Below are 12,816 nucleotides of genomic sequence, written 5' to 3'. Positions count from 1 at the left end.
AATCTGAAAACGACAGGGTAGGGTAACACTCACTTGGGAATGAATATTATGAACTCGCCGTTTATCTATACTTCACCAACGCTCAGTGTGGAAGCGCTGAAACACTCCATTGCTTACAAGCTCATGTTTAGCGTGGGGAAAGATCCCTCCATTGCGAATAAACATGACTGGCTGAACGCCACGTTGCTAGCCGTGCGTGACCGGATGGTGGAACGCTGGTTGCGCTCGAACCGTGCACAGCTTTCGCAGGATGTGCGGCAGGTCTATTACCTGTCGATGGAATTCTTGCTGGGGCGGACGCTGTCGAACGCGCTGCTGGCGATGGGATTGTATGACGATCTGAAAGCGGCGTTGGATGGCATGGGGCTGGAACTGGACGATCTGCTACAGGAAGAAAATGACCCCGGCTTAGGGAACGGTGGCCTGGGGCGTCTGGCGGCCTGTTTCCTGGATTCGCTGGCAACGATGGCGCTGCCGGGACGCGGCTACGGTATTCGCTACGAATATGGCATGTTCAAACAGAATATCGTTAACGGTAAGCAGGCGGAATCGCCGGACTACTGGTTGGAATACGGCAACGCGTGGGAATTCCCGCGCCACAGCACGCGCTACAAAGTGCGCTTCGGCGGCCGTATCCAGCAGGAAGGCAGCAAAATGCGCTGGCTGGAAACGGAAGAAGTTATCGCGTGTGCTTACGACCAAATCATTCCCGGTTTTGATACGGATGCCACCAATACACTGCGTCTATGGGGCGCACAGGCCAGTAACGAAATCAATCTGGGTAAATTCAATCAGGGCGACTATTTTGCGGCGGTAGAAGATAAAAACCACTCGGAAAACGTGTCGCGTGTGCTGTATCCCGATGATTCCACCTATTCAGGCCGCGAACTGCGTTTGCGTCAGGAATATTTTCTGGTTTCGGCCACGGTGCAGGACATCCTGAACCGTCACTGGATGATGCATAAAACGTACAGCAATTTGGCGGAGAAGTTCGCTATCCACCTGAACGATACGCATCCGGTGCTGGCCATCCCTGAGTTGATGCGTCTGCTGATCGATGAGCACAAATTCAAATGGATAGAAGCGTGGACGGTGGTGAGAAAAGTCTTCTCCTACACCAACCATACGCTGATGCAGGAAGCGCTGGAAACCTGGCCTGTCGATATGCTGGGTAAAATTCTGCCGCGCCATCTGCAATTGATTTTCGAAATCAACGAACATTTTCTGGAGTACGTTCAGAAAGAAGTTCCCGATGACAACGATCTGCTGGCGCGGGTTTCCATCATTGATGAAAACAACGGACGTAAAGTGCGGATGGCATGGCTGGCTGTGGTCGCCAGCCATAAGGTCAACGGCGTATCGGAGTTACACTCCGATCTGATGGTACAGTCTCTGTTTGCCGATTTTGCCCGCCTCTTCCCTAATCGATTCTGTAACAAGACCAACGGCGTGACGCCACGGCGCTGGCTGGCGCTGGCTAACCCATCGCTCTCCAAACTGCTGGACGACACAATAGGCCACAACTGGCGCACCGATCTGAGTCAGTTGAGCGAATTGAAACAGCACATTGATTATCCGGCGTTTGTGCAGAAAATCCGTAAGGTGAAGCTGAAGAACAAAGTGCGCTTAGCGACTTATATGGCGGAAAACCTGAATATTGTGGTTAACCCTGAGTCGTTGTTTGATGTGCAGATTAAGCGCATTCACGAATATAAACGGCAATTACTGAATGTGTTGCACATCATTACGCTCTATAACCGCATTAAAGACGATCCTGATGTCGATCGTGTACCGCGCGTTGCCATCTTTGCGGGCAAGGCGGCATCGGCCTATTACATGGCGAAGCACATCATTAACCTGATCAACGACGTCGCGAAGGTGATAAACAACGATTTGGCATTGCACGATCGACTGAAAGTGGTCTTCATCCCGAACTACAGCGTGAGTCTGGCACAGCTGATTATTCCGGCAGCCGATCTCTCTGAACAGATCTCGCTGGCGGGGACGGAAGCCTCCGGGACCAGTAATATGAAGTTTGCCCTGAACGGCGCGCTGACGATCGGTACGTTGGATGGGGCGAACGTCGAAATGCTGGAACATATTGGCGAAGAGAATATGTTTATCTTTGGTAATACGGCTGAACAGGTTGAAGCGCTCCGCCAGAGTGGCTATAACCCGCGGCAATATTACGATCAGGACGAAGAGTTGCGCCGTGTGCTGACGCAAATAACCACAGGTGTTTTCAGCCCTGATGATAGCCGGCGCTACAGCGACCTGTTTGATTCACTGGTGAATTTTGGCGATTACTACCAGCTACTGGCGGACTATCGCAGCTATGTGGATACGCAGGATCGGGTGGATGAACTGTATGAGAACAAGGACGAATGGGCGCGCTGTGCCGTCCAGAATATTGCCAACATGGGCTATTTCTCGTCTGACCGCACCATCGGCGAATATGCAGAGGATATCTGGAATATCAAACCGATACGGTTGTGATTGTGCATTGAGATGAAAAAGCGCCGTAGGTTTTTGCCTACGGCGCTTTTGTATTTGCGGCAGTAAAAGACGCTTGCGGTAACTGCTGATTAACCCGCTTTTGCCATTTGCTGTTGGCGGTGGTTGGCTAACCAGTCGCTGATGCGTTGTTTCTGTGCGTCATTCAGGCGCATGCCCAGCTTGGTGCGGCGCCAGATGACGTCGTCCAGCGTGACGGCCCACTCTTTCTCGACCAGATAGCGCAGTTCCGCTTCATACAGGTCATGACCGAAATCTTCACCCAGATCTCCGAGGCCTTGCACGTTAGTCAGAATCAGCTCGCTGTTTGAACCGTAAGTGCGGCTGTAACGGCGCGCCAGTGATTCCGGCAGGTTGAAGCGACGACGCAGCGCAGCGGCATAGTCGTCACGCGTGCCAGCGATATCACCACCCGGCAATACTGCATCTTTCGTCCAGGCTTTACCCGCTTGCGGATAGTATTTGTGCAGCTTCTCCAGCGCGTGTTCTGCCAGCTTACGGTACGTCGTCAGCTTGCCGCCAAACACGGAAAGCAGTGGAGCCTGACCGTTGTCATCATCGACAGACAGCGTGTAATCACGGGTAATCGCCTGCGGAGAATCGGACTCGTCATCACACAGTGGACGCACGCCGGAGTAAGTCCAGACGATGTCGTCACGCGTCAACTGCTGTTTGAAATGGTCGTTATACACATCCAGCAGGTAGCCGACTTCGTTATCGTCGATCTTCACATCGTGTGGATTGCCTTTGTATTCCACGTCGGTCGTACCGATGATCGAGTAGTCATCCTGCCACGGGATCACGAACACAATACGGTGATCTTTGTTTTGCAGAATATACGCCTGCGGCTGGTTATGGACTTTTGGCACCACGATGTGGCTGCCTTTGATCAAACGGATGCCGTAAGGCGATTTCAGTTGCAGGCCGTCATCAAAGAATTCTTTCACCCACGGGCCGGTGGCGTTCACCAGACCTTTGGCACGCCAGGTGAAGGTTTCACCGGTTAGTGAATCGACCGCATCCACAATCCACACGCCTTGCTCACGGCGTGCGCGGGTGACTTTGGTGCGGGTACGGACTTCACCGCCGCGTTTTGTCACTTCCTGCGCGTTTAACACCACCAGACGCGCATCGTCCACCCAGCAGTCCGAATATTCAAAGCCTTGCTTCAATTCAGGCTTAAGCACGGAATCCGCGCCGAATTTCAGTCCCTTACTGGCAGGCAGGCTAACGCGTTTACCAATGTTGTCGTACATGAACAGGCCGATGCGAATCATCCAGGCCGGGCGCAGGTGCGGTTGATGAGGCAAACGAAAACGCATCGGGAAAATAATGTGCGGAGCCATTTTCAGCAGCGTTTCGCGCTCAGACAGCGCTTCGCTGACCAAACGAAACTCATAGTGCTCAAGGTAACGCAGGCCGCCGTGAATCAGCTTGGAGCTGGCGGAGGACGTGGCACAGGCAAGATCCTGCGCTTCCAACAACAGGACTGATAACCCCCGCCCAGCCGCATCTGCGGCGATGCCTGCACCGTTAATTCCGCCGCCGATAACGATGAGATCTTTGGTTTCCACGTTTCTTCCTCCACCCTCGAATAAATCAAAATGTTCGTTTTCGAGCATTATAATAATCGAAAACAAACAAATCAGCCAATGGTTAACCAAATAAAAACATTTATGCGTGATGAAGCTAACAATATGATGATAGTTGTCACATTAAAGTAAGGGGTATTAGGCTAATACTGGTCACTTAAGCCCGTTATTAGGGGGAAACACAGGGGGAGGTTCCCGCAGGGAGGCATCCCCCTGTGGTCGCCCCGTGTATCTCGATGCTTAAACGATCGGCATTAGGGGATTTGGCTGGGGTTGTGCTGTTTTGTCATCACGCTTCACGTTAGTGAAGCACTGTTTTTATAAATAACCTTATAATCATATAGGTTTTATGCCGCTGAAGGCGGGTTACAATGACGCCAGTTGTTACGAACATCCTGTCCATTATTAACAAGGTTGTCACTTTCGATGGAACAATTTGAAGCTATTAGTCTTGAGCAAGCCCATTCTCGCTGGCAGGAAGGGGGCGTCGTCGTTGATATTCGCGATCCACAGAGCTTTGCCGCAGCCCATGTTCCCGGTGCGACGCACCTGACGAACGAAACCCTGTCTGACTTTGTACGTGGAGCTGATTTAGAAGCACCGGTCATGGTGATTTGCTACCACGGTATTAGCAGCCGCAATGCGGCACAGTACCTGATTAGCCTGGGGTTCGATTCGGTGTACAGTATCGATGGTGGCTTTGAAGCCTGGCAGAATCGTTACCCGCAAGACACGCAGGCGCAGGCCTGAGCGCATGACAATTAGCATTTTTATTATCATGTTTCTTACTCAACCCACTCGCTGGCGCTTCCTGTTATGACAATCCGCGTTATTTCTCTCTCCAACCCGCGTCTGGCTCAGGCATTTGTTGATTACATGCGTACGCAGCAGGTTCATCTGGAAATGCGGCCTCAGGGGCATGAAGCCGAGCTGTGGCTGGAGGATGAAACCCAACTCGGCAAGGTTCAGGAAGCGCTGGAGATTTTTCTGCGTGACCCGATGAACCCGCGCTATTTGGCGGCCAGTTGGCAAACCGGATCGATGGATACCGGTATTCAATACCAACGTTATTCTTACCTGCAAACGCTGAAACAAAAGGCAGGGCCGCTGACGTTATCCGTGATGGTTGTAACGATTGCGGTGTTTATCCTGATGCAGATCTCAGGCTATGAGAGCGTAATGACGTGGCTGGCGTTTCCGGCTGAGGGGCAGCAGCTACAGCTGTGGCGCTGGTTCAGTCATGCTTTGTTGCACTTTTCCCTGCTGCACATTTTGTTCAATCTGATGTGGTGGTGGTATCTGGGCGGGCCGGTTGAAAAAGTGCTGGGAACCGGCAAACTGCTGGTCATCACGCTGGTTTCCGCGCTGGTCAGCGGCTGGGCGCAGTCCTGGTTCAGCGGTATCTATTTTGGCGGTCTGTCTGGCGTGGTTTATGCCCTGATGGGCTACGTCTGGCTGCGAGGAGAAAGGGAGCCAGATGGCGACTTATCGATGCCGCGTAGTCTGATGGCCTTCGCTTTACTGTGGCTGGTTGCCGGATATTTCGATATTTTAGGCATGTCGATCGCGAACGCGGCGCATGTGGCTGGGCTGGTTGTCGGGCTATTGATGGCCTTTTGGGACACGTATAATAAAACAAACCCCCGGTAAACCGGGGCGTCTTAGGGGATAAATGTGAAGCAGACACAACGGCATGACGCCATTATTGAACTGGTGCGTCGGCAGGGGTATGTCAGTACTGAAGAGCTGGTGGATCATTTTGCGGTGAGCCCGCAGACCATCCGTCGCGATCTGAACGATTTGGCTGAGCAGAATAAAATCCATCGCCACCACGGCGGCGCGGCTTTGCCGTCCAGTTCAGTCAATACGGCCTACCATGACCGTAAAATGATGTGGTCGGACGAAAAAGCGCGCATTGCCCGTCGGGTGGCGAGCCAGATTCCAGATGGCGCCACCTTGTTTATCGACATCGGCACGACGCCTGAAGCGGTGGCCTATGCGCTCATGCAGCATAAGGATCTGCGCGTGGTGACCAATAATCTGAACGTGGCAACGTTGCTGACGGCAAAAGAGGACTTTCGCCTGATTCTGGCCGGTGGCGAAGTGCGTACCCGCGATGGCGGTATCATGGGTGAGGCGACGCTGGATTTTATCTCTCAGTTCCGTCTGGATTTCGGCATTTTGGGCATCAGCGGTATTGACATGGATGGGTCATTACTGGAGTTTGATTACCATGAAGTGCGCACAAAACGGGCGATTATTGAAAATTCTCGCTGCGTCATGCTGGTGACGGATCATTCCAAGTTTGGCCGTAATGCGATGGTGAACTTGGGCAACATGGATTTGATCGACTATCTTTTTACCGATCAGTCACCACCAGCCAGCGTACTGAAAATCATTGAACAACATAAGGTACAGTTGGAGTTGTGTTGAGCCCGATGTGCCTTTTCCATGACGGACAACGGAGGAGGCACGATGTCAGATTCTTCAAGAAAGCCGAGTTCTGCAAAGCGATCAGGATCGTCAACGCGTTCAGCGACGGCAAAAAAGCCAGAGGCTTTAGCGCAGCCCGTGTCTTCCGCTCCTCCCCCCATTGCCTTTGATGCATCAGAATTTGCCGCCGCGCTGCGACGCCAACAGCGACTCGCTGGCGTCGCGTCGCTTAACGCGATGACGCCAGTACAGTGCTGGCGTGCCGTCAGCCTTGCGCTGTCTGAACAATTGCTGATGCATACCGCGTCGCCAACGCCGTCCACTGCCCATACGCCTCAGCGTCATGTGAACTACCTGTCGATGGAGTTCTTGCCCGGTCGTCTGACGGGCAACAACCTGCTGAATCTGGGATGGTATGACGCGGTAGCCGCTGCGCTGACGGAGCAGGGGCTGAATTTGAGCGATATTCTTGAACAGGAAACCGATCCGGGTTTAGGCAACGGCGGATTAGGTCGGCTGGCGTCCTGCTTTCTGGATTCGATGGCGACGGTAGGGCAGCCTGCAACGGGGTACGGCCTTAACTATCAGTATGGCCTGTTTCGTCAGCACTTTGCGCAAGAAAAGCAGCAGGAAACTGCCGATGACTGGCAGCGCGACGCCTATCCGTGGTTTGTACCGCGTGCGGAGCTGGCGGTGGATGTCGGGTTTGGCGGGCGTCTGCAACCCCAGACGGACGGCACCCTGCGCTGGCTGCCGGATACCGTTTTCAGAGGCGAAGCCTGTGACCTGCCGGTGATTGGCTATCACAACGGCGCCGCGCAGCCGCTGCGTCTGTGGCGCGCGACGCATCGCGATCCGTTTGATTTGACGCTATTCAACGAGGGGCACTATCTGCGCGCGGCCCAGGCGGGCATTTCTGCCGCCAGCCTGACCAGCGTGCTGTATCCGAATGACAATCACGCGGCGGGCAAACGCTTGCGCCTGATGCAGCAGTATTTCCACTGTGCCTGTTCGGTGGCCGACATTCTGCGCCGCCATCTTAAGGCGGGGCGTGCGCTGTCCACGCTGCCGGATTACGAAGTCATCCAGCTTAATGATACTCATCCGACGCTGGCGATCCCTGAGTTGATGCGGCTGCTGCTGGATGAGCATCAGATACCGTGGGATGAAGCCTGGTCGATAACCGGACGCACCTTCGCTTATACCAACCATACGCTGATGCCGGAAGCGCTTGAGCGCTGGGACGAACGGCTGTTTGGCCGCCTACTACCTCGCCACCTGTCGATCATCCGGCAAATTGATACCCAGTTTAAGGCGCTGGTCGAGGACAAGTGGCCCGGCGATCGACAGGTGTGGGCGAAGCTCGCCATCCGCCATCAGCGCCAGATTCGCATGGCAAACCTGTGCGTCGTCAGTTGCTTTGCGGTCAACGGCGTGGCCGCGCTGCACTCGGCGCTGGTAGTGAAAGATCTGTTTCCTGAATACCATCAGCTGTGGCCGACCAAATTCCATAACGTTACTAACGGCATTACGCCACGTCGCTGGCTAAAACAGTGTAACCCGGCGCTGTCCGCGCTGATCGACGATACGCTGCGCACGCCGTGGGTGAATGATTTGCCCGCACTGCAAGGGCTGGAACCCTATGCTGACGATGCCGGCTTTCGTGAGCGTTATCGACAAATCAAAGCCGATAATAAAACGCAATTGGCAACCTACCTGCGTCAGCAGTACGACATTGTGATCGATCCGCAGGCGCTGTTTGATGTGCAAATCAAACGATTGCATGAATACAAACGCCAACATTTGAATCTGCTTCATATTCTCGCGCTATATCGTCAATTGCGTGACAATCCGCATCTGGATATAGTGCCGCACGTCTTTTTGTTCGGTGCCAAAGCGGCACCGGGCTATGTATTAGCGAAAAACATCATTTACGCCATTAACCGGGTTGCTGCGGTCATTAATCAGGATCGCCGTGTTAACGATCGCCTTAAGGTCGTCTTCCCGCCGGACTATCGCGTCTCGCTGGCTGAACGGATGATTCCTGCTGCGGATGTGTCTGAGCAGATTTCAACGGCAGGCAAAGAGGCGTCTGGCACGGGCAATATGAAGCTGGCGCTGAACGGTGCGCTGACCGTCGGCACGTTGGACGGGGCGAATGTGGAAATGGCGCAGCAGGTCGGTGAAGACAATCTGTTCATTTTCGGCCACACCGTTGAACAGGTAAAAGCGTTGCAGGCGCAGGGCTATGAGCCGTCTGACTACCTTGCCGTGACGCCGCTGCTGCGTGAAGTGCTGAATGAGCTAGCGAGCGGCGCGTTCAGCCAGGGGGATAAAAACGCGTTTGCCCCGTTGTTGGATAGCCTGCTGAAGCTGGGCGATCCCTATATGTTAATGGCCGATTTTGCACCGTACTGCGAGGTGCAACAGCGTGTTGATGTGCTTTACCGTGAGCCGGATGAATGGACGCGCCGCTGTGTGCTGAATACCGCCAAAATGGGGATGTTCAGTTCGGACCGGGCGATCCATGATTACCAGACGCGCATTTGGCAGGCGCATCGTTAGGTGAAAATTTTACATTTATGCATATATCTATGTAGTAGACAGAATGAATTATCGTAAAATATTAGAGGAGATTATGACTCCTCTAATATCCGATGACTTATTTATTTTTCTAAATTTTCTAATAGGAACTTAATATCTAGGGATGTCATTCCTTTTTTTAGTTCAACAATTTCTTCTAGGTGGTCTTCCTGAATGTTTAATCTCTTAGTCCAGAGTGATAATAAAAACTCCATGCATGCTTCGCCTTGAGGATTATCATGGTTTTTGACTACAGATATAATTATGTCGGTGATCTTTCTGCTAAAGCCTTCATCCACTGCGTAATTTAACTCTGTCTGTTTGGCTGCTCGTAATAAACATGATTGAATTACACCATCGTTAAATCTGTCAAAGCATACTGGACTGAGTAATGTTGAGTGATAGGTTGTAGCTAGACCCTTATCATTTCTCACTCTCAAATCATGTAAAATAGACTGAATTGTCCAATAAACATCGGCTTGGGTTGAGTCATCAATGTTTAAATTTAAATCAGACCAGAATGCAAACGTATTTCTAAGTTTTAGTTTTTCGCCATTCGTCGACGTAAGAAATAGATCGTCATCTGACAAAGTTTTTTCAAGTAATTTTAGCCTATTAGATAAATTCGGTGGTAAAGGAAAATTATCCGCTACTTCGGAAAATGGGTCGGATTGATCAAATGAACTGAGTTTTTCCTTTTCAATATCCCAGGTTGTTTTTGTTTTTTCGCTATAGCGAGGAAGATAACAACTGTGAAGAATGACTAATTCGTGTCCGCCAAGACACAAATCTTTTTTTAGCTGTTCAAGAGATTCTTCTGTCGGTAGTTTTGAAAAACCAACCATATAAGTGATGGTTGAAAAAGGATTGATCCCTCTTAATTTTCGAGCTGAAGCTAATAGCTGCCTTCCTGATGTGATTGCGCTTATCACTACCATCACTGAGCTATGATCTTTTAGGTGTTCTTCTTGAACATCAGAATAAGAAATTTTCTCGATAGGAAAATTTCTGTCGTTAATTGATTTTTTTATTTCATCTGCTAATTTTTCAGAACCCTTATCATTAATATAGATTATTTTCCCAATGTCTATTGAGAAATATTTATTTATTTTTTTTCTAATGGAGCTTTTAAATGGTTCGTTATTTTTTATGAATAAGGAATCTATATCGATATAAAAATGCTCTTTTATCAAGGGTTCATTGTTCCCAGTGTTGACTTTTAATATTCCTTTAGTTGCGAACTTCTTAAAAAAATCTTGCCTGTCTTTATTAAAATCGATTTTTCTAATGACTAAAAGTTCATGCTTGGGGGTTTCTGGTATGAATTGTTCACCTTCAATTTTTATTGTTTTTGAACCCTGTCGACATAATTTACAGTCTTTTGAATTTTTTGAATATATTCCTGATGCAATGGCTTGGGATATGTCATATAAGCCATTTTGATCCTCAGGGATAGATGAGTAAAATAATGTGATAATGTTTTTATTTGTAAAGGTCGTGTCTTTGATTAACTGTTTAGCAAGGCCACCACTTGTGGTTGCTGATATGACTACTAAACTGTCATCATCAGAAATGAAATTGTAATTTTTTTTAAAAACTGAATATGATTCAAAACTCTCAATTATTGGTTGGGCGTCGTTAAATTTATCAGATAGCTGTAGTGCGATACTAACTAAAAAAGAAATGGAAGACGTGTCAACATATATTCTTTTTATGTTCGGTTTTAAATAAGGTAGCAGTGAAATTGATAAGAACTCAGTTTCTACACTAGACGTAAAAAGATTCGATGCTCTAATGAATTTATCACAATGATCACCAGATGGTTTTACGAAATGATAGCTAGGGAGGGATGTAATCAGGCCTTTTCTATTTTTAAATATTTCTTTTGCTCCCGCTAGCATTATTTTTTTACATAAATCTATAGATGATTCTCTATATTCAAATTCCGTGTCTTTAACTAGTAATTCATTTATTTTACCTTCGTTGTTAAAATTAAGAAAATGTATTTTTCTATCATTCCCTCCAATGAATGATGATATTTCATCAGTAAACGTTTTGTTTAATGTTAATTGTCTCTCTGTAATGTTGTTGATTTTTTTTCCAAATATAATTATATCTTGAGGTGAGAAATTTGTATCAATATCATCTTTAATGATTTTTGTCAGCGATGATGGGATTATGTCTGAATGGCAGAATATTACTAGGGTTTGCCTAGTGACTTCGGGAGATTTTCTGAATCTAAAAGTAAAGTAACGACTCATTCTACTTGCTCCTTAGATTCATCCTTATCATAAAGAGGTATTAATACTGTAACAGAAACCCCTCTTGCTTTTGGGTGTGCTGTTAATCCTTTTGGGCAACTTTCATTATTTTCCCAGTCGATAAATTCATAGATATCATCAGAGTGGGAACGATATGGATGATTGACGAAGTCCCTATAGACCGATAGTCGATTACTGCGTATTCGCATAAAACCATTCAAAAGGGTTAGATTTGCCATAACGGCAGGTAGGCCATTACCTTTTACTCCACTTTTTGTTGATGAACTTCTGAATTGGAAGCATTTTTTTAGGATGTTATATTCATTATATATACTAATGTCATCAATATTTCCTTCATGTGGATGATCAGCTAACCAACGTCCACAATATCCTAGACCTGAGTCTACAATACTGATCTCAACAAATCTGCGAGAGGATTTTTTAGTTGATTCTAAGTTTGATATATATTTTTCTATGATTTTGTCATCTTCAGTGATGTTATTAATTGCAGTTTCAGTTAGGTTAATTCCATAGGTGTAGATTAATCTTGTTGCAGGTTTTAGCCATTGACTTCTATCCATCCCACGACTTCCATGTTCATGTGTGTTAACAAAAAACTCATAAAACATTCTACCTAAATTTTCTATATTTTTTTCACTAGGAAGAGTGTTCCCTCCGGCAACTTTTGCTGATTGCCCAACCATTGCCTTAATAATATGAGTTATTTTCTCTATATCGTGAGGTTCTGGGTAATGCTCAGAAGATACAGAATAAAAATTCCTATCAAAACCTTTTGTGCTGTGATCAACAAAAGAATACCAGCATAATCTCCCTTTGTTTTGGCCGTATAATTTTTCTGACTGATTGTCTATTTCTTTTTTTGCCAGTGCATTGATTTCTTTTCTTATATCATCTATGTCATCATGAGATGTCTTTATTATTTTTGCCATCATGACTGCTGTAAATTTATGCGGACTCCTTATTATATCTCTTAATCTTTCTTCTTTATTTTCAGAGCTATGCTTTAGAAAGATTTTTCTTTCATTATTAGCATATGCCCATGTATTTACAGCTTGAACTGCTGCGGCATAACCGCCAAAGGCAAAGTTGTTTGAGCCAACTGGTAGTTCTAGCATTGTGTCACTGCTTACACTGTCTACTTTAGCTATAAATTGCTCTAATTTTGCGATATCTAATGATGCAGGTAATGTAATCATAAATATTCCTTATAATGATTTTAATCAGCAGAGAATAAATTTCTGATTGAGTGGGTTTTATTTTATATGGCTTGTTCCTGTTTTTATGATTTTTACATAATTTTATTAATTGAGATTTCTATTTACATTTGTTGAAAATTACAACTGTGAAATTACTTGTTTAGATAAAAAATGACTATTTTACCGATTCTGTTTATTACGCTAACTTGTTGGTTG

General features: G+C 47.6%; 8 protein-coding genes. 5 read left to right on the top strand and 3 right to left on the bottom strand.

The annotated features are described in order from the left end of the window. Positions 1–48 precede the first annotated feature (48 nt). Positions 49–2,496, top strand: a complete 2,448-nt coding sequence (glgP, locus tag LCF41_RS20250; RefSeq protein WP_225086061.1) for a glycogen phosphorylase — start codon at positions 49–51, stop codon at positions 2,494–2,496. Between the two features lie 89 nt (positions 2,497–2,585). On the opposite strand, the gene glpD is transcribed toward glgP, so the two are convergent. Next, positions 2,586–4,088: a glycerol-3-phosphate dehydrogenase gene (gene glpD / locus LCF41_RS20245; RefSeq protein ID WP_225086060.1), complete on the bottom strand. Its 1,503-nt coding sequence runs from the start codon at positions 4,086–4,088 to the stop codon at positions 2,586–2,588. 444 nt (positions 4,089–4,532) lie between these two features. On the opposite strand from glpD, the gene glpE reads away from it, so the two are divergent. From glpE to malP, 4 genes are all read left to right on the top strand, one after another. Beyond that, entirely contained in the window at positions 4,533–4,856 is a 324-nt protein-coding gene (glpE, locus tag LCF41_RS20240) for a thiosulfate sulfurtransferase GlpE (protein ID WP_225086059.1), read from the top strand. 66 nt (positions 4,857–4,922) lie between these two features. After that, entirely contained in the window at positions 4,923–5,756 is an 834-nt protein-coding gene (gene glpG, locus LCF41_RS20235; protein WP_225086058.1) for a rhomboid family intramembrane serine protease GlpG, read from the top strand. Between the two features lie 24 nt (positions 5,757–5,780). Beyond that, entirely contained in the window at positions 5,781–6,539 is a 759-nt protein-coding gene (locus LCF41_RS20230) for a DeoR/GlpR family transcriptional regulator (protein WP_225086057.1), read from the top strand. A 42-nt stretch (positions 6,540–6,581) separates the two neighbouring features. Further along, positions 6,582–9,104 carry a maltodextrin phosphorylase gene (gene malP, locus LCF41_RS20225; RefSeq protein ID WP_225086056.1) on the top strand — a complete coding sequence of 841 codons (2,523 nt, stop codon included), beginning with the start codon at positions 6,582–6,584 and terminating at the stop codon, positions 9,102–9,104. A gap of 101 nt (positions 9,105–9,205) precedes the next feature. Here the strand turns inward: malP and LCF41_RS20220 are convergent, their stop codons facing one another. Together LCF41_RS20220 and LCF41_RS20215 are read right to left on the bottom strand one after the other, a co-directional pair. Beyond that, positions 9,206–11,383: a hypothetical protein gene (locus LCF41_RS20220; protein ID WP_225086055.1), complete on the bottom strand. Its 2,178-nt coding sequence runs from the start codon at positions 11,381–11,383 to the stop codon at positions 9,206–9,208. Continuing rightward, positions 11,380–12,600 carry a hypothetical protein gene (locus LCF41_RS20215; protein ID WP_225086054.1) on the bottom strand — a complete coding sequence of 407 codons (1,221 nt, stop codon included), beginning with the start codon at positions 12,598–12,600 and terminating at the stop codon, positions 11,380–11,382. Before LCF41_RS20215 ends, LCF41_RS20220 begins: the two co-directional genes overlap by 4 nt. Positions 12,601–12,816 lie beyond the last annotated feature (216 nt).

Origin of the sequence: Pectobacterium colocasium, assembly GCF_020181655.1 — a bacterium.
GTDB lineage: Bacteria > Pseudomonadota > Gammaproteobacteria > Enterobacterales > Enterobacteriaceae > Pectobacterium > Pectobacterium colocasium.
The sequence above is the reverse complement of the archived record's forward strand: the minus strand, read 5'-3'. Positions and strand labels throughout refer to the sequence as shown.